Annotated in this window: 19 protein-coding genes and 1 tRNA gene; 12 read left to right on the forward strand and 8 right to left on the reverse strand. The window is 39.7% G+C overall.

Going from position 1 to position 20,704, the window contains the following annotated elements; all coding sequences use genetic code 11:
• Nucleotides 1–63 precede the first annotated feature (63 nt).
• Nucleotides 64–603 carry a tetratricopeptide repeat protein gene (locus LC454_RS08240; protein ID WP_077437270.1) on the reverse strand — a complete coding sequence of 180 codons (540 nt, stop codon included), beginning with the start codon at nt 601–603 and terminating at the stop codon, nt 64–66.
• Nucleotides 604–835: 232 nt separating this feature from the next.
• Here LC454_RS08240 and ung point away from each other — a divergent pair, with 232 nt between their 5' ends.
• On the forward strand, nt 836–1,510 hold the full coding sequence (gene ung / locus LC454_RS08245; RefSeq protein WP_223581369.1) for a uracil-DNA glycosylase: 675 nt from the start codon (nt 836–838) through the stop codon (nt 1,508–1,510).
• 120 nt (nt 1,511–1,630) lie between these two features.
• Here the strand turns inward: ung and LC454_RS08250 are convergent, their stop codons facing one another.
• On the reverse strand, nt 1,631–2,101 hold the full coding sequence (locus LC454_RS08250) for an Lrp/AsnC family transcriptional regulator (protein ID WP_028071042.1): 471 nt from the start codon (nt 2,099–2,101) through the stop codon (nt 1,631–1,633).
• A gap of 332 nt (nt 2,102–2,433) precedes the next feature.
• Between LC454_RS08250 and sufB the strand changes: the two genes are divergently transcribed.
• The 4 genes from sufB to LC454_RS08270 all read left to right on the forward strand — a co-directional run bounded on the left by sufB (nt 2,434) and on the right by LC454_RS08270 (nt 7,679).
• Nucleotides 2,434–3,885 carry a Fe-S cluster assembly protein SufB gene (gene sufB, locus LC454_RS08255; protein WP_223581370.1) on the forward strand — a complete coding sequence of 484 codons (1,452 nt, stop codon included), beginning with the start codon at nt 2,434–2,436 and terminating at the stop codon, nt 3,883–3,885.
• A gap of 63 nt (nt 3,886–3,948) precedes the next feature.
• Complete coding sequence (gene sufC / locus LC454_RS08260; RefSeq protein ID WP_223581373.1) at nt 3,949–4,707, forward strand: Fe-S cluster assembly ATPase SufC; 759 nt, start codon at nt 3,949–3,951, stop codon at nt 4,705–4,707.
• Between the two features lie 60 nt (nt 4,708–4,767).
• A complete protein-coding gene (gene sufD, locus LC454_RS08265; RefSeq protein WP_223581375.1) occupies nt 4,768–6,075 on the forward strand; it encodes a Fe-S cluster assembly protein SufD in 1,308 nt (435 codons plus the stop codon).
• A gap of 380 nt (nt 6,076–6,455) precedes the next feature.
• Nucleotides 6,456–7,679, forward strand: coding sequence for an MFS transporter (locus tag LC454_RS08270; protein ID WP_223581377.1), 1,224 nt, complete (start codon nt 6,456–6,458; stop codon nt 7,677–7,679).
• 49 nt (nt 7,680–7,728) lie between these two features.
• On the opposite strand, the gene LC454_RS08275 is transcribed toward LC454_RS08270, so the two are convergent.
• Nucleotides 7,729–7,804 (reverse strand) — tRNA-Gly (locus LC454_RS08275).
• A 59-nt stretch (nt 7,805–7,863) separates the two neighbouring features.
• Nucleotides 7,864–9,408 carry an NAD(P)/FAD-dependent oxidoreductase gene (locus LC454_RS08280; protein WP_223581379.1) on the reverse strand — a complete coding sequence of 515 codons (1,545 nt, stop codon included), beginning with the start codon at nt 9,406–9,408 and terminating at the stop codon, nt 7,864–7,866.
• Between the two features lie 166 nt (nt 9,409–9,574).
• Between LC454_RS08280 and LC454_RS08285 the strand changes: the two genes are divergently transcribed.
• From LC454_RS08285 to LC454_RS08305, 5 genes are all read left to right on the forward strand, one after another.
• On the forward strand, nt 9,575–10,153 hold the full coding sequence (locus LC454_RS08285; RefSeq protein WP_120260560.1) for a LemA family protein: 579 nt from the start codon (nt 9,575–9,577) through the stop codon (nt 10,151–10,153).
• A gap of 159 nt (nt 10,154–10,312) precedes the next feature.
• On the forward strand, nt 10,313–10,741 hold the full coding sequence (locus LC454_RS08290) for a TPM domain-containing protein (protein WP_223581381.1): 429 nt from the start codon (nt 10,313–10,315) through the stop codon (nt 10,739–10,741).
• Nucleotides 10,742–10,760: 19 nt separating this feature from the next.
• On the forward strand, nt 10,761–11,552 hold the full coding sequence (locus tag LC454_RS08295) for a TPM domain-containing protein (RefSeq protein ID WP_410528655.1): 792 nt from the start codon (nt 10,761–10,763) through the stop codon (nt 11,550–11,552).
• Nucleotides 11,553–11,626: 74 nt separating this feature from the next.
• The gene (locus LC454_RS08300; protein ID WP_223581383.1) at nt 11,627–12,766 is read left to right on the forward strand and encodes a TlpA disulfide reductase family protein; all 1,140 of its coding nucleotides are present in this window, start codon (nt 11,627–11,629) and stop codon (nt 12,764–12,766) included.
• Between the two features lie 364 nt (nt 12,767–13,130).
• Nucleotides 13,131–13,577: a hypothetical protein gene (locus LC454_RS08305; protein WP_223581384.1), complete on the forward strand. Its 447-nt coding sequence runs from the start codon at nt 13,131–13,133 to the stop codon at nt 13,575–13,577.
• Between the two features lie 217 nt (nt 13,578–13,794).
• Here the strand turns inward: LC454_RS08305 and pfkA are convergent, their stop codons facing one another.
• The 4 genes from pfkA to LC454_RS08325 all read right to left on the reverse strand — a co-directional run bounded on the left by pfkA (nt 13,795) and on the right by LC454_RS08325 (nt 18,102).
• Entirely contained in the window at nt 13,795–14,769 is a 975-nt protein-coding gene (gene pfkA / locus LC454_RS08310; RefSeq protein ID WP_120260428.1) for a 6-phosphofructokinase, read from the reverse strand.
• Nucleotides 14,770–14,965: 196 nt separating this feature from the next.
• The gene (locus LC454_RS08315) at nt 14,966–16,672 is read right to left on the reverse strand and encodes a protein-disulfide reductase DsbD family protein (protein WP_223581385.1); all 1,707 of its coding nucleotides are present in this window, start codon (nt 16,670–16,672) and stop codon (nt 14,966–14,968) included.
• 86 nt (nt 16,673–16,758) lie between these two features.
• Nucleotides 16,759–17,208 carry a protein-disulfide reductase DsbD domain-containing protein gene (locus LC454_RS08320; RefSeq protein WP_223581386.1) on the reverse strand — a complete coding sequence of 150 codons (450 nt, stop codon included), beginning with the start codon at nt 17,206–17,208 and terminating at the stop codon, nt 16,759–16,761.
• 123 nt (nt 17,209–17,331) lie between these two features.
• A complete protein-coding gene (locus LC454_RS08325; RefSeq protein WP_223581387.1) occupies nt 17,332–18,102 on the reverse strand; it encodes a biotin--[acetyl-CoA-carboxylase] ligase in 771 nt (256 codons plus the stop codon).
• 47 nt (nt 18,103–18,149) lie between these two features.
• On the opposite strand from LC454_RS08325, the gene rsfS reads away from it, so the two are divergent.
• Nucleotides 18,150–18,524 (forward strand): ribosome silencing factor, encoded by a 375-nt coding sequence (gene rsfS, locus LC454_RS08330; protein WP_104383576.1) that lies wholly within the window; start codon nt 18,150–18,152, stop codon nt 18,522–18,524.
• A 48-nt stretch (nt 18,525–18,572) separates the two neighbouring features.
• Nucleotides 18,573–20,657 (forward strand): ATP-dependent zinc metalloprotease FtsH, encoded by a 2,085-nt coding sequence (gene ftsH / locus LC454_RS08335; protein ID WP_223581388.1) that lies wholly within the window; start codon nt 18,573–18,575, stop codon nt 20,655–20,657.
• The last annotated feature ends 47 nt before the right edge of the window (nt 20,658–20,704 follow it).

Here is a 20,704-nt window from a genome sequence, read left to right on the forward strand (position 1 = left end):
AAAAAGCGCTGTAATCTTCATAGATCACAGCGCTTTTTTTAGTCTTTAGCAATTTGCCTCAACCTATCGGTTGTATCGGATTTGTTGTTTGTCCAGCATGCCCATCTGATCTTTCATCATTTTGATCTGGTCAGCCAACAATTTATTCTTGTCTGCTTTTTTAGCTTCTTGAAGTAATTTTTCTGCTTCGCGCTTATTGCGTTTTGCCATGGCAACACCTGCTAAGCTCAATTTTGCCAATGCAATGTTGTGGTCCATGTGGAGCCCTAGTGCCAGTGCTTTTTTGAAATATTTTTCGGATTGCATCGGAGCACGTTGAGATTCAATCAATCCAATCAACATGTTGTAATAACCGTGTTGTTGTGGGATCAATTGTTTTTCATAATTCGTGATTTTTCTCAACCATTTTTCGGCGCTAGCCATATCTTGTTTGCGCATGTACCATTGCGCGATGAGCATGTATTCATGAAAAAATACAGTGACAAAACCTAGGATAGTGATCAAGATGCCTAGAATTCCCCATCCCCAATTTCCAGTCCAAAATAAGGCAACTGTTCCAATCAGCAATGCACTGCAAATGATGATTCTAACGAGATTTGACATAAATCTTTGTTTAAAAAATATTTGTGTTCAATTTAATTCTGCAAATATCCGTTAATTTCGTCGTTTAAGCAACTCGTTCAAGTGGTTATTTTGTAAAATTATGTTTTTAATATAGATAATGACTATCAAAGATTCTTTAGGGTAGCCGATCATGCTGCCGTTATAAATGCTTTGTGAACAGATGCAAGTGAAAAAATTTGTCATTACATACAACTTTATCTAAGTTTGGTTTATGGAAAAGCTATATGATGAGTCTTGGGCATCGGTGCTGAAACCTTTGTTCAGCCAGCCCTATATGAAACAGTTGTCTGCCTTTGTGCAAGAGGAACGTCAGCGGACAAAGGTGTTTCCGCCTGCTGATCTGGTGATGAATGCTTTTAAGCTTACGCCGATCCAAGATGTTAAGGTCGTCATCCTGGGACAGGATCCGTATCATAACGATGGTCAGGCACATGGTTTGTCTTTTTCTGTGCCAGAAGGGATTGCTTTACCTCCCTCGCTAAAAAATATTTTTAAAGAATTACAAGACGATATTGAAGGCTTTGTAGAACCTCGCTCTGGAGATCTGACATCTTGGGCCAAACAGGGGGTATTGTTACTCAATGCAACGTTGACTGTTCAGGCACATTTGGCCGGATCACATCAAAAAAGGGGTTGGGAAATTTTCACTGATAGTATCATACATGCTATTTCGGAACAGTGTGAGCATGTGGTTTTTCTGCTTTGGGGGAGTTATGCGCAAAAGAAAAGTGTATTAATTGATGCCCGGAAGCATCTTGTTTTGACATCGGTGCATCCATCACCACTTTCTGTGTATAGGGGTTTTTTTGGGAGCAAACACTTTTCAAAGGCAAATAAATATTTGGTGGAACATGGTAAGGCTCCGATTGACTGGCGGTTGTCTTAGGGCTGTTATTATTTTTTAGAAAACATCATCCATTTTTCGTTGAAATGCATTGTGGCATCAACTTGAGGGAGTAAGACTATGAGCCTTTGGCACCCGGATGATGTTTTCATAAATATTTTTTTAGTATTCCAATGGGATAATAGGTTCCTTTTTACTGGTAGACATGATCATCATTGTCTGGAATGTTTTTACAAATGGAATCTTGGCAATCTTCTCCATGATAACGCCTTCATAGGCCTTTATATCTTTCACATAGACTTTGAGGATAAAGTCGCAATTTCCGGTGACGTGATGACATTCGGTGACCTCAGGGATCATTTTTACGGCAGCAACAAATTCGGGAATTGCATTGTGTGTATGGAAGTCCAATGAGATCTGTATAAAGGATTTGATACCAAGTCCTAATTTTTCTTCGTCAACAAAAGCATGATAACTCTTGATGAAGCCCGAATTTTCAAGTTTTCTTACACGTTCCAACGTTGGTGCAGGAGAAAGCCCAATACTTGATGCTAATTGCAAATTGGTAATGCGGCCATTCTCTTGTAATAGCTTAAGAATTTTTAAATCTGTTTTGTCTGGTGCAAACGGCATATCTTAGAGTCTTAATAATCAATAGTATTTGTAAATATACAAAATTATATTTGGAAATTTAAAAATATACAAAATTATTGATGATTAATAGATTTTGACTATATGATTTAATATGTATTATAAGTTTAATTGATTTAAAATCATTTGACTGTCATAATCGTTTGAAATGTGCGCATTTCAATGAAATGGAGTGATAAATGTCATTTTTTTATTAAAAATACCTGTTTGAGGGTACATAAAATGTATTTTATTGGCTTTGAAATTGTAACTTTGCAGTTCGATAGTTGCGGAGGCTAGACCCTCCTGAATTAGTTAAACCGTGAGAGCGCAATATGAGTACTAAAGACGACGATTTATTAAAAGAGCTGGAGCTCGAAGAATATAAATACGGGTTCACGACAGATATCGAAATGGAAATTGCAGCCAAAGGCCTTACAGAGGATACGGTGCGTTTTATTTCGGCAAAAAAGAATGAGCCTGAATGGTTATTGGAGTGGAGATTGAAAGCTTTTCGTCATTTCTTGACGTTAAAGATGCCTACTTGGCAAAATTTCAGAGCTCCAGAGATTGATTTTCAAGATCTATCTTATTATGCTGCCCCTAAAGCAAAACCACAAGTAAATTCCATGGATGAAGTTGATCCTGAATTGATTGCTACTTTTGAAAAGTTGGGTATTCCTTTGGATGAGCAAAAGATTTTGGCAGGTGTGGTTGCTGTCGATGCTGTTTTTGATTCTGTATCGGTAAAAACAACTTTTCGCGAGAAACTGAAAGAACAAGGGGTAATCTTCTGTTCATTTGGTGAAGCCGTGCAAGAGCATCCTGATCTCGTCAAGAAATACTTGGGAACAGTAGTTCCTCAAACAGATAATATCTACGCGGCATTAAACTCTGCTGTTTTTTCGGATGGATCATTTGTGTATATTCCAAAAGGAGTGCGTTGTCCAATGGAGTTATCAACTTACTTCCGTATTAATGCACAAAATACAGGTCAGTTCGAACGTACCTTAATCGTTGCGGATGAAGGCGCTTATGTGTCCTATCTGGAAGGTTGTACTGCACCTATGCGTGATGAAAATCAACTACACGCTGCTGTGGTGGAATTGATCGCTGAGCGCGATGCAGAGATTAAATACTCTACTGTGCAGAACTGGTATCCTGGTGACAAAGATGGTAAAGGTGGTATTTTTAACTTTGTAACCAAACGTGGTATTTGTAGAGGGGATAACAGCAAGATTTCGTGGACTCAGGTAGAGACTGGATCTGCAATTACCTGGAAGTATCCGGGGGTAATCCTAAAAGGAGATAATTCAATCGGTGAATTTTACTCCGTTGCGATGACCCGTAATTACCAAGTTGCTGATACAGGTACAAAAATGATCCACTTAGGTAAAAACACGAAGTCTAAAATTGTTTCAAAAGGAATTTCTGCTGGAAAAAGCCATAATAGTTACAGAGGTTTGGTGAAAATCGGACCGAATGCAGATAACTCCCGAAACTTTACCCAATGTGATTCCTTATTGATCGGTGATAGATGTGGTGCACATACTTTCCCATATATCGAAAACCGGAATAAGACTGCAAAATTAGAGCACGAAGCAACTACATCAAAAATTGGTGAAGATCAAGTATTTTATCTGAACCAACGTGGTATAGACTCTGAAAAAGCGGTGGGATTAATTGTTAATGGCTATGCCAAAGAGGTGTTAAATCAGCTGCCAATGGAATTTGCTGTTGAGGCACAGAAATTATTGGCGATTTCTTTAGAAGGTTCAGTAGGATAGATAAAAAATAATTGAGCAAGCTAGCTAATACTGGCCTATTGTTCAATACTCAATAAGAATAAAATGTTAAGCATTAAAAATTTACATGCGTCTGTAGAAGACAAACAAATATTAAAGGGATTAAACCTAGAAGTTAAAGCAGGGGAAGTTCATGCTATTATGGGGCCTAATGGAGCTGGAAAAAGTACATTAGGTAATGTATTGGCTGGACGTGAATCATACGAAGTGAGTGTAGGTTCTGCTTTATTGGATGGAGTAGATCTATTGGATCTTTCTCCAGAAGACCGTGCCCGTGAGGGTCTGTTCCTGGCATTCCAATACCCTGTTGAAATCCCGGGAGTATCGAATATCAATTTCCTGAAAACAGCAGTGAATGATATTCGTGAATATAAAGGTTTGCCTCCGATGGAAGCGAAAGAGTTCTTACAAATGGTAAAAGACAAGCAGAAGCTGGTTGAATTTTCAGCCAACTTAGCTAACCGTTCGTTGAATGAAGGATTTTCCGGTGGTGAGAAAAAACGTAACGAGATTTTTCAATTGGCGATGTTGAATCCTAAATTGTCAATTTTGGATGAGACAGATTCAGGCTTGGATATCGATGCACTTCGCATTGTTGCAAATGGTGTGAATGAGTTGCGTTCTAAAGACAATGCTTTTATTGTCATCACACACTACCAACGTTTATTGGATTATATCGTTCCAGATTTTGTTCACGTATTATACAATGGTCGTATCGTGAAATCAGGCCCTAAAGAATTGGCTTTAGAGCTGGAAGAAAAAGGATACGATTGGTTAAAAGAATATGATACACAAAACGCCTAATCTTTTACACCGGTAAAATAGGAGTGGAAGAGAATTTTGGCGATTTGATTAAAAAATAACATGAGTACATTAGTTTCAGAATCATTACTTCAACAAGTGTTGGGAGCTTTTAAAGAGCAAGGTGTTTCAGACGAACCTGCTTTCTTTACAGAGGCACGTCAACAAGCATTCGAACGTTTCGAAGCAGCAGGCTTTCCCACAGTTAAGAATGAAGAATGGAAATATACAAACATCCACAGTATTATCAATAAGCCCTATGCGCTTGATGTAGATGTGGATATCGAGGGCTTGGATTTTAGTGCGGGGGAGATCCCTAATTTGGATGCGTACCGTATTATTCTGGTTAATGGCCAGTATGTACTGGCAGTGAGCGAGCTGGAAAAGGTAAAAGGACTTGTTGTTATTCCAATGGATGACGCTGTTGCTGAACCTGCATTTCAAGCACATTTTGCGAAGTACGCTGATAAATCCGATAATATCATGGTGGCGCTTAACACAGCTGCTTTTACCAATGGTATATTCATCCATTTGAAAAAAGGTGTTGTACTTGATAAACCTATACAGATTATTCACGTCGCTACAGGAACAGAAGATTTCTTTGCACAAACACGGAATTTGATTGTTGTTGAAGCTAATGCTGAACTTGAATTGATCGAAAGCTTTATCACTGCAGATGGTGCTGCAAGCAATGTGCATAATAAAGTTTCAGAGATTGTCGTAAGAGAGAATGCTAAAGTTCAACATTACTATCTTCAAGTGGCTCAATCTGTAAGCCGTTACTTTAATCATACAGAAGTATACCAAGAGAAATACAGTCTTTATAATAACTACAACTGTAATTTCCCGGGTGCATCTTTTATCCGTAACAATATTAATGTACGTCTGGATGCAGAAAATGTAGAAAGTCATTTGTACGGGATTAACCTGACCGCAGGGGATCAATTGGTCGATAATCACACTGTTGTGGACCATCTTAAACCACATTGTGAGTCTTACGAATGGTATAAGAATATTACTCAAGATAAATCTACAGCTGTTTTCAACGGAAAAATCTTTGTTCGGGAGGATGCACAAAAAACCAATGCTTTCCAACAGAATAATAATATGTTGATGTCCGATAGTTCAGCGGTTTATACTAAGCCCCAACTGGAGATTTTTGCAGATGATGTGAAATGTTCACACGGATGTACGATCGGTCAGTTTGATAATGAAGCTTTGTTTTATTTGAGAGCACGCGGAATTGGTGAGGAGTCAGCACGTATTCTTCTCGTACATGCTTTCGCATTTGACGTAACAACTCGTTTTTCAAATGAGGTTGTTCGGAGATATGTGGAAGAATTGGTGGAAGAAAGTTTAAGAACGAACTAAACTAAATCACACAAACTATACACTTGATAAGGCGTTTACTGATTCAGTAAACGCCTTATTTTTTGATAGGTATTCCTTTTTCGGTCTTTTTCTTTTACTTTTGTAGTGCTATGTACATGTCTTTATATACAACTTACGCTTATAAACCTTGGGTTTTATAGCTCATTTACGTTTTTAAAATCCTAATAGAACGCATCTGTTCACGAAAGGAATGGCTTGTTTCATACTGAGATATCAAAAAATCAGCTTTAACTGATATGATACTCGTGGAAGAACTTCCTTCTATTTTATTTCGTTGGCCTGGCATGCGTAATAAACGTTTTATTTTAATGTGTTGGTCATTCTTGATCATACACCTGTTGTATTTTATATAAAATTTTATGGAAAAAAATAACTGGTTTCGTACCTATAGTTATATATGGACTGGGCAATTTATCTCTTTGCTGTCTAGTTCAGCTGTCAACTTTTCGATCATGATATGGTTGAGTTTGACGCACAAGTCTGCTGAAATATTGGCTTTTGCTGCTATCGCAGGATTATTACCGCAAGCGATCATCGGGCCATTTGCTGGTGTCTATATTGATCGATGGGATAGAAAGAAAGTCATGATCTTTGCAGATGGCTTTATCGCGCTCTGTACATTAGGAATGACCTTTGTACTCAAAAGTGATGGTACCAATATGTTTCTGATTTATCTGTTAATGGCCTGTCGTTCGATCGGTTCGGCATTTCACTCACCAGCCATGCAGGCAATTGCGCCACTTCTCGTTCCCGAAGACAAATTACTACGTGTTTCAGGTATTAATCAGATGTTACAATCGGTAAGCAGTATTGCAGGTCCCGCATTGGGAACCTTGGCTATTAGCTATTTTCCTATTTCGAGTGTCTTGTATCTGGATGTCATTGGTGCCGCAGTAGCTATTACATCTTTACTCTTTGTGACTATCCCACATCTGTCCCGTTCTGATGTGAAACCTTCTATTGCTGCTGTTTTGGATGATCTTAAACAGGGAATGCGTGCTATCTATCATAATAATGGACTAAAAATGTTGTTCCTATATGCCATGGTGGCGACTTTCTGTATTATGCCTGTTGCCATTATGTTTCCCTTGTTGACGATTGGTCATTATAGCGGTGGAAAGTGGGAGATGAGTATTATTGAGATTATTTGGGGAATAGGTATGCTTGTTGGAGGCAGTTTTTTGGGACTTGCAAAAGTGTCTCTATCAAAAGTAGTATTAGTAAACAGCATGCATATTGTATTGGGGATAACCTTTGCGCTATCGGGTTGGTTTCCCTCGACCTGGTTTATTTTATTTGTCCTCATGACAGGTTTAGGCGGAGTCTCAATGTCTATCTTCTCGGCATCATTTATGACAATTATTCAAGAGCAAGTTCCAGTAGAAATGTTGGGGCGTGTTTTCTCGCTTTATTTTAGCATAGCCATTTTACCGAGTATGATAGGACTTCTTTTTACAGGCTTGATCGCAGACGCGATCGGAGTGGCAACAGCTTTTATTATTGCTGGTCTTATTGTTGTATTGGTCGGACTACTATCTTTTTTCAATGCATCAATTATGAGTTTAGGGCGCACGGAAAAGTAAGTTGAGCACAAATAAAAAACGCTTCCAAATTTTGGAAGCGTTTTTTATTTGGAGCGAAAGACGAGATTCGAACTCGCGACCCCAACCTTGGCAAGGTTGTGCTCTACCAACTGAGCTACTTTCGCGTTGATGCTACAAAAGTAAGGCATTTCTTCTTATTCTGCAAGAGAAAAAGTAAAAAATCTTAACTTAAATCAATAGCATCAACACAATTAATTCCATCTATAGCAGCCGAAATAATACCCCCTGCATAGCCTGCGCCTTCCCCGCAAGGGTAAAGTCCTTTGACCTGAGGGTGTTGCAGATTTTCTTTGTTTCGAGGTATACGTATGGGTGAAGATGTCCTCGATTCTACACCGACCAAAATCGCATCATTTGTATAATACCCTTTCATCTTTTTTCCAAATATTGGTAAGGCACCACGAAGTGCTTCATGCACAAAAGTTGGTAAAACATCTCTTAGGTCTGCCGAAGATGTCCCTGGTTTGTATGAATTCTCGGGTAGGTCCATCGAGACCCGTCCCTCAACGAAGTCAACCATTCGTTGTGCGGGGGCAACAAGACTTCCTCCACCAACCTCGAAAGCTTTGCGTTCAATTTGCTTTTGAAAATCAAGTAAAGCAAAGGGATCATTTAAGGCATTAGGTACATCTTCGAGGTTGATCTGAATAACGGTGCCTGAATTGGCATGTGGATTATTACGTTTGGAAGGGGACCATCCGTTGACGACGATTTCATCACGGTCTGTTGCACAAGGAGCGATAACGCCGCCAGGGCACATACAGAATGAGAATACACCACGATCATTAATCTGTTCGACCAGACTATAATAGGCTGGAGGTAAATGTTCACTTCTGACCTGGCAATGGTATTGTGCCTGATCAATAATAGCCTGCGGGTGTTCTATGCGGACGCCTAGCGCAAAGGCTTTTGCTTCGATTAGCCAGTTGTTGCGATGAAACAGTTCAAAAATATCCCTTGCGGAGTGGCCAGTGGCCACGATAATATGATCAGCTTTGATTTCCTCCCCACTGACTAATTTTACACCACGAACCTGACCAAAGGATTCCAATATATCATCTACACGTTGGTCGAAAAGAAATTCACCGCCAAATTCGATCACACTCTCCCGCATCGCCTCAATAATATGAGGAAGCTTGTTTGTGCCGATATGGGGGCGGGCATTCACTAAGATGTCTGTTGTCGCTCCATGAGATACAAAAAGTTTGAGAACTTTGTCTACATCCCCTCGTTTATTGGAGCGGGTATAGAGCTTCCCGTCTGAATAAGTTCCTGCGCCACCTTCTCCAAAACAGTAGTTGGACTCAGGGTTAACAATACCTTCGCGGTTCAGTTTCGCAAGGTCACGTCTTCGGTCCTGTACTTTCTTTCCTCTTTCGATGACAATCGGTCTGAGGCCACGTTCAATACAGCGAATCGCCGCAAATAAGCCAGCAGGGCCAGCGCCAACGATAATGACCGGTTTGCCATCCTGGACAGATTTAAAGTGGTTTTCATAAATCTCCGGTAGTGGGAGTTCGTCGATATAATAAATGACTCTTGCCCGATAGACCACCTGTTTACCACGGGCATCGATAGAACGTTTACGGATTTTATAACCTTTGACCTGTTGTGGTTTCAGACGTAGGGCTTTTACGCCTTGTTGTAGAATATATTGCTCATCTTCGATTTTTTCGGGAAGGATAGCAATCTCAATTTCTTTTTGCATAAGATAAAGGGCTGGGTTTTTATCCCAAAACCGCGACAAAGTTACGGAATATTGACTGTTTGCCGATTTGGAAATAAAAATATTCTTATCTTAGTAAGAGCTTGGTATATGCTTTGATAGTGTAACCGTATAATTTGAATAGTATTTAATTCTTTGAACAATGAAAATGAAAAGATTTTTAGTAGCCCTATGCGGTTTATTTGCGTTAGTATCATTAAACTCATGTGGTTACAATACGATGGTTTCTCAAGATGAGAACGTCAAAGGGAAATGGGCACAGGTTGAAAATGCGTACCAGCGCCGCGCTGATTTGGTGCCAAACTTGGTAAATACTGTCAAAGGTGCAGCAAAACACGAGGAGAGCACATTGACGGCAGTAGTTGAAGCGAGAGCTAAGGCAACATCTGTGACAATTAATGCAGATGACTTAACAGAAGAGAATATTGCGAAGTTCCAAAAAGTTCAAGATCAATTCAGTGGTTCTTTGAGCCGCCTATTGGCTTCGGTAGAGGCATACCCAGATTTGAAGGCAAATCAAAACTTCTTGGAATTACAGGCTCAATTGGAAGGAACGGAAAACCGTATCTCGACCGAACGCAGATCATATAACGAGGCTGTACAGCAATTTAATACGACTGTACGTAGTTTCCCAAATAATTTAATGGCTGGTATGTTTGGATTTAAAGCCAAGGGAACATTTACTGCTGCTCCAGGCTCAGACAAAGCGCCGACCGTATCATTCTAATAATACCTTTATTAGAATTACACGATATAATGGATGATGCGGCTTGCGTATGGGCCCTTCATCCATTTTTTATACAGAATGTTTTATAGGTGGTAAGTGTTTGCCGGCGGGCCTAGTCAGGCAGACGAACGCTAACGCGAACATAAATGAAGATATATTATGGCTTTAAATGCTGAGGAACAAGAAAGAGTCGTTCATGCCATCAATGTGGCTGAAAACGAGACGTCGGGAGAAATCCGTGTTGTGATAGAAAATCATTGCCCCGAGGAAGTTCACGATCGTGCAACGTACTATTTTTCCAAATTGGGCATGCATAAAACCATGCTAAAAAATGGCGTGCTTATTTACATCGCATTGGAGGATCATAAATTTTCTATCATTGGTGATAAAGGTATCAATCAAAGGGTGGAAAGCGACTTTTGGAATTGTACCAAAGATCTTATGGTCGAAGAATTCCGTATGGATAAGATTGTTGAAGGTCTCGTGAAGGGAATTGAGCATGCGGGCAAACAATTAGCGAAATTCTTTCCCAGGGAACATGATGATATCAATGAACTTCCAAATGATATTGTTTTCGGTGATCGCTAGTCAATAAAAAATAAAACTTATGTCGAAATTATTTTCTCGGGTTCGGATTCCAGTCATGGTAATGGTGCTGTGGGCACTGACTTTTATGACTGCAATAGGGCAGGATTTTCCAGAGACACCCAATAAACTTGTCAACGATTATACAAATACATTGACAGCCAGTCAAAAACAGCAATTGGAGCAAAAGCTGTTGGCATTTGAAGATTCTACTTCCACACAGATTGCCGTTGTTGTGATGAACTCTACCGGGGGGTATGATATCTCAGATTATGCGGTCCGTCTGGCAAAGAAGTGGGGTGTCGGTAATAAAAAGTACAATAATGGTATCTTATTATTAGCGGCATTGGGCGACCGGGCTGTTACCATTCAAACTGGTTACGGGATTGAAGGAGCTGTTCCAGATGCAATCGCCTATCGTATTATTGAAAATGATATCAAGCCAGCATTTCGTCAGGGTGATTATTATGGTGGAGTTGACAAAGCGACGAATTCCCTGATTTCGTATGCAAAAGGAGAATATAAAGCTGATCCTAAACAGCCTAGTGGTGGTGGATCGGGATCAATTATATTTGTCATCATTGTAGTGATATTTCTTGTTGTGATGTTTTCAAATCGAGGTGGAGGAGGAAAGGGCGGTGGTCGTGTGATGAATGGTCGTGGCTCGTCCGATATTTTCTGGTGGACCTTGCTTAACGGTCTTGGTGGTGGCGGCCGAGGTGGTGACGGCGGATTTGGTGGTGGATCTGGAGGTGGATTTGGTGGATTCGGCGGCGGCGATTTTGGCGGCGGTGGTGCTTCGGGACGTTGGTAACAACTTTGCTAAATAATGTTAAATAGCATGTCAGTGCAAAGGAAATGTTTTACATTTATGGGAAGTATATAATTATGAAAAAGGGAATATTAATGGGTTTAAGCTTTTTACCAGCCTTATTGATGGCACAAGAAAGCTATACGGTAACAGGAAAAGTGAATGCAGCTTCTGACAAAGCCAAAGTATTTTTGCAGTATCCTAATAATGGCACACGTCAGTTGGATTCAGCAGCTGTCGTTAAAGGTGAGTTTAAATTCAATGGTCAGGTAGCTTCACCAACTAAAGGTGTAATGATTTATTCTCCTGAAGGACTTTCTTTCGGAGACTTAAGAGGCGCTCAAAAACAGCCTGAAACAGCACAATTGTATTTATCCAAAGGTGTGATCAAGGTTGATGCATCCAAAGGATTTAAAGATGCTTCGGTAACAGGTACAGCAATCAATGATGATTTTACCCAATACAAAACTTTTGTAAAACCTCATACAGATGCATATGAGGCATTAAACCAACAATATTTTGCGGCATCTGAAGCTCAAAAACAAGATCCGAAATTTATTGAGGGATTGCAAAAGCAAGCCGGTGAGATTTCCGAAAAGATGGAAAAAGCTGACGCTGAATTTATCAATAAGAATCCAAAAAGCTGGTACACATTGGATCTGCTTGCAGAAAATGTAAGTGGCGAAAATGTGAATGAATATGTGGTTTCATTTGATAAACTGTCTCCGGAATTAAAAAATTCTGAAAAAGGAAAAGAACTGGCAGAACGTATTCAAAAATTGAAAGCTGTCGCCGTCGGTTCTGTAGCGCCGGATTTTACATTGCCTGATACGACCGGTAACAATGTTTCTTTATCTTCGTTGAGAGGAAAATATGTTTTGTTGGATTTCTGGGCAAGCTGGTGTGGACCTTGTCGTCATGAAAACCCGAATGTTGTTGCAGCATTCAATAAATTTAAAGACAAAGGATTTACAGTTTTTGGTGTTTCCTTGGACAATCCCGGTAAGAAAGATGCATGGATGAAAGCGATCCATGATGATAATTTGCAGCAATGGCCGCATGTCTCCGATTTACAAGGTTGGAAATCTGCTCCTGTTAAATTATATGAGGTGCGTGGAATTCCGCAAAACTTCTTAATTGATCCTTCAGGCAAAATTGTCGCTTCAAATCTAAGAGGAGAAGCTTTGGAAGCTAAATTAGCAGAATTGTTGAAATAGGCTGATCTTACAGTCTAAGACTGTGCTATACAAAGACACTTATTTAATATCTTTTATGTATGAGAGATTTTAAATAAGTGTCTTTTTGTTAGGGGCTGTTCTACACATCTTTTCTTTGCCTTTGTTTAAGAAATTGATTTGGTTTCCCCCTTTAAGCGGTTGAGGATTGTATTGACGCTTTGGAAGGACCCGATCATGCAAGAAACAAGAAGGATGATTTTTTGTCGATTTATATCCCCACACAATCGAATTAGGGTAATTTGTAGGGATGAAATCGAGCACGACATAATTTTGGCCCGCGAGGACAACTACTCGGGTTTTCATAAGTAATCAACAGAGTGTAGTACACTCAGAAAATAATAAAATGAGAAAGAAACTGATTGTGGTGATGGCTTTGGCTATATGTGCTGTTGCCTGTAATTCGGAGAAAGAAACTGGCGTCCCTGTGGTTAACCTAGAATCGCTTAATGCAATTCCTTTGGATCATTCTATTGACACACTGGCTAAAGGAATAACGTTTATCGATGTGACATTACCACCTAATGCACGGATAGATGAATTATCGCAACAGGAACTAGGCTTGTTGAAGGCTGCCGCCTATCGTTTCTATCATCATGTAACGTTAACGGACAACCAGTATAAGGTTAATATCAAAGACCCAAAGTCCTTGCATATTTCCGATCAGGTTGTCAAAGCCTATGAGCAGGCTATTTTAAATACCAATCATTTTGCCGATTCAATGGCTAAGGCTGGACAGACCATTCAACTACCAGTTGTCAATGAAGAGTATCTAAATAACTTGCTGAAATAGCGGTCTCAAAAGAAGATAAAAAAGAATATTAAGGCAGGGATATAGTACTAAGAATTCATAAAAAAACGGTGTGTCCAAGCTGGTTGGACACACCGTTTTTTCTTTGGTTTTATTTTTATCCCCTATAGTTTATTTTCCAATACTCAGTTCCTAGGGGAAGTACTTTTATTTTTTTGCAGCTTCGTTTTCTTATACGCCAATTTGGAAACCTGTCTTTTTATAGCGAAAGTATCTCAATGATACGAAGCAGATCCTCATTAAGTTTGACGTTATGTTTAATAGCGCTTTTGAAAGGAGTGAATCTGATTTCACTACAGATTAGTCCAGCCATTTCACCTCTACGGCCTGCAACAAGCGCTTCTACTGCGGCAACACCAAGTCTGCTCGCCAGTACACGGTCCATACATGTTGGGCTACCACCACGTTGGATGTGACCCAAAATAGAAAGTCTTACATCGTAATGCGGGAAATTTTCTTTTATTTTTTCCGAAACAATCATTCCACCCTCTTTGTCCCCTTCAGCAACGATAATAATACGCGAAGATTTGTTCTTACGGCTCTTATCCAATCTTTTCATGATTGCATCGTAATCTACCTCAAATTCAGGAACCAATACCGCTTCGGCTCCGGTACTTATACCAGAACGGATGGCGATCAAGCCAGAGTCACGTCCCATAACCTCAATAATAAAAACACGATCATGAGACTCAGCAGTGTCACGGATCTTATCTACTGCCTGAATAACGGTGTTTATTGCTGTATCATAGCCAATGGTGAAATCAGTTCCGGCCAGATCATTGTCGATTGTTCCCGGTAGACCGATAATTGGAAAGTCAAACTCGTCAATGAATTTTGATGCACCTGTAAATGTTCCGTCACCACCGATGACGACCATAGCGTCAATTTCATGGCTACGTAAGTTATCATAAGCTTGTTTACGGCCTTCTATGGTCTTGAAAGCCTCACTGCGCGCAGTTTTTAGGATTGTGCCGCCACGTTGTATGATATTGGCTACAGATTTGGCATCCATGGGGAAAATTTCTCCATTTACCAAACCATCATAGCCCCTGCGTACACCAAATACCTCAAGATTGTTAAAGATACCCGCTCTCACTACCGCGCGAATACCGGCATTCATTCCTGGAGCATCTCCTCCAGATGTCAAAACAGCAATTTTTTTAATGTTACTCATACGTACTCAAACTTAGCTATTTTTGTGTTTATATACAATTATATTTCTGTTATAAAAAGTTCTGAATCGCTTAAAAGTGCTTAAATAATTGCCTTCTGCTGTGCAATTAATCTAAGCGAGTAGCAAACTTCATGTAAACTTTACAATAGCCTTTTACATGTTAAATGAGCTATTCCCAGTTGTTATATCAGCAGGCTTATTTTTTAGCTTTAAAAGCGTCAATTCCGCTTTGTAAAAAAGCCTTGTATTGTTCAATATTTCTATTTGCACCAGATTGAGGTACTAATACTTTACCTGAGGCATCCACGATCACATATAAAGGTTGTGAATTGCTATTGAACGTCGATGCCTGAAAATCACTGTTTTTATTACCGATTGTTTTAATTTTCTTGCCACTATATTTGGAAACAAATTGTTCGTTTGCCGGTAATTCTGTTTTATCATCAACAAATAGTTCGGCCATAACAAATTCTTCTTTTAATAGTTTGGCAACAGCGGGATCCGTCCATACATTTGCCTCCATCTCTCGGCAATTGACACAGTTCCATCCTGTAAAATCTATTAATACAGGTTTGTTCAGCTCTTTTGCAGTTTCCAAAGCTTGATCATAATCGTAGTATGGATCAAACCCTTTTGGGGTGCCACGCTCATGGAAGATTTCAGCATATTTTTTTACTTTACCATCACTGTGAGCAGGTGCGCTTGCTACTCCAGCCGAAAGGTCAAAGTCCTGTGTCGCAGAAGGGGGTAAGAAAGCGGAGATGGATTTCAATGGTGCGCCCCATAGACCAGGGACCATATAGACAACAAAAGAGAACACAATGATTGCCAGTAAGGTTCTCGGTACAGAAAGGAATTTTAGTTCGCTGTCATGTGAAAACTTGATCTTTCCAATAAGATATAAGCCCATGAGACCGAATATAGCAATCCACAAGGATAGGAATACCTCACGATCTAACCAATTCCAGTGATAAGCTAGGTCTACATTGGACAAAAACTTTAAGGCCAAGGCAAGCTCTAAAAATCCAAGAACTACTTTTACCGAATTGAGCCATCCTCCCGATTTGGGCAATGACTTTAACATCGAAGGAAACATAGCGAATAGACCAAAAGGAATCGCTAATGCAATAGAAAAACCCAACATACCAATGGCTGGGCCTAAGCGCTCGCCTTTTGATGCGGCCTCAACAAGTAAGGTGCCGATGATCGGACCTGTACAGGAAAAGGATACAAGCGAAAGGCTGAATGCCATAAAGAAAAGTCCAATAAGGCCCCCTTTATCTGATTTGGCATCCATTTTATTAACAAAAGAACTTGGTAATGTGATTTCGAAAGCGCCAAAGAATGATGCCGCAAAAACAACGAGCAATAGAAAAAACAGGAAATTGAATATCCCATTGGTCGATAAGGCGTTAAGCGCATCCGAACCAAAAGCAATTGTAATAATCATTCCGAGCGCCACGTATATCACAATAATAAAAAGGCCATACAATAGCGCTTTGCTAATGCCACTTGCGCGCGTACCAGATTGTTTGGTAAAGTAGCTGACTGTAAGTGGTAACATTGGGAATATACATGGCATCAAGAGTGCGGCAAAACCGCCAATTAATCCAGCGATAAAAATACTCCAAAGGGATTTTTTCCCAGTTTCGGAATTGCCGGCGGGAATATTTGTTGCTGCCTTATCCAATTTGCTGCTATCTTGACTCAGGGTTGTATCCGGAGCGTCTGAAAAAGCCAAGTCGTCCGGCACAGCCTCCACAATGGGAGTTGTGTCAGGTGAAGATTCAAATTGAAGCCCTTCTGTACTCGTTAAACTATCTTGTTCGAAGGCAAAAGTCGTCGTTGTAAGAGAGAGGCTGAAAAAAGCAATTAAAAGTAGAATAAATGTGTTTTTTAACATGAGTATCTGTTTCTGATGTCAGCTTCAAAAATAAAAAAAGGCGATGAGAATCGCCTTATTATTTTATCCGTGTATGATCATTTTTACTATTTGATTGTCACAGCAAAAGCATATTCGTCAGGAGGCAGACATTGTGATGCATCACAAGCTTGCCATTCAACGGTACCTTTTACTGTTGCTGTACCTTTATTCAACTTTACTTTTTGTTGAAAGATCACTTCATTTGTAAAGTAACCAACGTCCATTTTGAACACCTCTTCGTGTTTTACTTTTGGTTTTGGCTCCGCAGTTTTACCGACTAATGCGTAGTCAGCGGCTTTTGCAAAATTGAAAGAAGTCGGAATAGGCCCACCATCTTTTACATTTTGAGAATAAATGTGCCAACCGTTTTGGATTGTTCCTTTGACATAGACAACAGCTTCGTTTTTATTCAGTTTCTTACTGGCTACAGTCCATTTTACAGGTTTGTGAATTTGAGCGAAGGCTCCAGTAACTGCGAAAATTACTGCAGTTATTAACAATACTAATTTTTTCATTTTCCTAAATAATTATTGCAGTTCGTTATACACCTTTGATAACTAAAGTTGATAAAGGTTTAATTTATCCACTTTACAAATTTAGCATATTCTAAAATGGTTTATCTGTATTTAGTGTAAAGATTAGGATATAAGGTGGCGTATCTCTTTGATGTTAAACTTCTGCAATTTGTTGTCAATAAGCACTTGTAGTTGACCATCAATTCCCACTGCCTTAATGACCCCAGTTTTTTTTTCGCCTGCAACTAAAAAAGGGCGTTCCTGGTCTCTCCAAAATAGTGACTCATTATAGCGGTCCAATATAGGCTGCCAGGATTGGGTGAAGAGGTTGTTGTATTCCTGCTGTATGCTTTCAAAAAGTTCGACGGCCAGGTCCTTTATGACATAATCGGCTTTTTTTGTAAGAACAGCTAGCGAAGTAATTGTTGTCGCTGTGTCAAAATTGACTTGATTAATATTAATGCCGATTCCAACAATAGACGCTTCAATTTTATTTCCCTTTAATTTATTTTCAATAAGGATGCCTACTATTTTTTTGTTGCCAACATAAATGTCATTGGGCCATTTTACGGTCACAGCCTGCTCAGTCTTGCGTTTAAGCCAGTTGACTACAGCGATTGCAACTGTGGCTGAGAGGGCAAATTGTTGCGCTATTGATAAGAAATGCGGTTTTAAAAGAATTGATGTAGTCAGGTTTTTCCCAGGTTCGCTGACCCAGGTGCTTCCTCGTTGCCCTTTTCCCTGATACTGTTCTCCTGCTAAAATGGCAGTGCCCTCTGCGAGTGGCTTGAAATTTGACAATAATTCTCTTAAATAATCGTTTGTAGAGGCAACTTTGTCAAGATATATTGTATTTTGACCGATGATAAGTCCCGAAATATTGTTATTTTGCAAACTGAAAGTATTAAATAAATATTAAGTCAAAACTATCATATTTTTTAATGAGTAAAAATAAAAGTTCAGAATTGTCGCAACGTCTATCAGAAATTATCGTTCATGGTATGCAGGAAAAGAAAGCAAACGAGATTGTTCGTTTGGATTTAAGAGATCTTCACAGTTCTGTTTCTGATTATTTTGTGATTTGCCATGCCGACTCCAACATTCAGGTTAACGCTATTGCCAAGAGTGTAGAGGAGGAAGTCTATAAGGCTTTTGGTCAAGAACCCCAATATAAAGAAGGACAATCAAATGGAGAGTGGTTGATTTTGGATTTTGTGGATGTGGTTGTACATATCTTTAAGACCGAAAAAAGAGCGCATTATGCAATCGAGGATTTGTGGGGAGATGCACAAGTTCAGCATTTCCAAAGCGCTTAATAACAGCCTCAATTCAATAATTTATACAGAAAATATAATTACGATATAATGAAAAAAATCCCAAGTAGTAAGGTAAGCCCAAAACCCCCAAAATTTAATTTTGTGTGGCTTATGATTGCCATGTTTTTAGGTTTTTTTGCCTTGCAATATGTTTTTGGAGAAAACCCGGCTAAGGAAATTAGCTATAGTGATTTTGAAACACGCATGTTAAAAACCGGCGCTGTAGAGCGTTTGGAAGCATATAAGAAAAATGATCTTGTCGAGGTAGAAGTTTATCTAAAAAAGGGCTGGAAAGATAATCCCAATTTTAAGGACGTAACCAAGAGCAATGATCCAATCCCTAGTCTTGCTGGTCAAGAGGAAACAGGTCCGCAGTATATCTTTAAGGATGCCTCAGCAGAGGTTCTGGAGAAAAAATTAACTGCATCGCAGGCTGAACTGGCTCCAGGAACACCTAAAGTGCAATTAAAATATGCCGATCGTTCTAATCCTTGGGCGAGCTGGTTTGTGACATTTATGTTGCCGTTGTTAGTATTAGCAGCGATCTGGATCTTCTTGATGCGTCGTATGGGCGGTGGTGCTGGTGGTGGCGGTGGTGCGATATTTAATATCGGCAAATCCAAAGCGCAGTTATTCGATAAAGAATCACAAATCAATATCACCTTTAATGATGTTGCAGGTTTAGAAGAAGCAAAACAAGAAGTAATGGAAATTGTGGATTTCTTGAAAAATCCACGTAAATATACGAATCTAGGGGGTAAAATTCCAAAAGGAGCATTGTTGGTAGGCCCTCCGGGAACAGGTAAGACTTTATTGGCAAAAGCTGTTGCTGGTGAAGCACAGGTGCCTTTCTTCTCCCTATCTGGTTCAGACTTCGTAGAGATGTTTGTCGGTGTGGGTGCTTCACGTGTCCGTGATTTATTCAAACAAGCCAAAGAGAAAGCTCCATGTATTATTTTTATTGATGAGATTGATGCGATCGGTCGTGCCCGTGGTAAAAATTCTATGATGGGTGGTAACGACGAACGTGAAAATACATTGAACCAGTTATTGGTGGAAATGGATGGTTTCGGTACGGATTCGGGTGTTATTATTTTAGCAGCGACAAACCGTATTGATGTATTAGATACAGCATTATTGCGTCCAGGACGTTTCGACCGTCAGATTTCTATTGATAAACCAGATTTAATCGGTCGTGAGCATATTTTTAAAGTGCACTTAAAACCATTGAAGTTATCAGCGGAGGTAGATGCCAAAAAATTATCAGCACAGACTCCAGGTTTTGCTGGTGCAGAGATCGCTAATGTTTGTAATGAAGCGGCGCTAATTGCTGCACGTAAAAACAAACCTGAGATAGATATGCAAGATTTTCAGGATGCTGTGGATCGTGTGATCGGTGGTCTTGAGAAAAAGAATAAAATCATTTCTCCTGAAGAGAAACGTATCGTTGCTTACCACGAAGCAGGGCATGCTATTGCGGGCTGGTATTTGGAACATGCAGATCCTTTGGTAAAAGTTTCTATTGTTCCGCGTGGAGTAGCGGCTTTGGGATATGCACAATATCTTCCTCGTGAACAGTTCTTATATACAACAGAGCAACTGGTAGACAGCTTGTGTATGACTATGGGTGGACGTGTAGCAGAAGATATTACTTTTGGGCGGATTTCCACAGGTGCTCAAAATGACCTAGAACGTATCACGCAGCTTTCTTATGCAATGATTGCCATCTATGGTATGAACGATAAGGTAGGAAATGTGTCTTTCCGTGACAGCTCAGAGGCTTCTTTCCAAAAGCCATACTCTGACAAAACGGCAGAACTGATTGATGCCGAAGTTCGTAATCTGATTACAGATGTCTATGCACGTACAAAACAACTTTTGTTGGACAAACGTGAGGGGCTGATTAAAATTGCAGAGAAGCTATTGGAAAAAGAGATCCTTTTCCAATCTGACCTTGAAGAGATATTAGGTAAGCGTCCTTTCGATACCAAAACAACTTATGATGAGTTTGTCAACGGTGCGGATGGTGGCGGTGTACCACAGACCGATTTGCCATTGGATGTTCACCCTGAGGAGGCAACTTCAAAAGATGAACAGCGATTGGATAATCCATCATCGAATAGTTTAAACTAATTTAGATTTTACAGCGCTAGAAAAACTCTAGCGCTGTATTTATATTG

It is taken from the genome of Sphingobacterium sp. GVS05A, assembly GCF_019969845.1.
GTDB lineage: Bacteria > Bacteroidota > Bacteroidia > Sphingobacteriales > Sphingobacteriaceae > Sphingobacterium.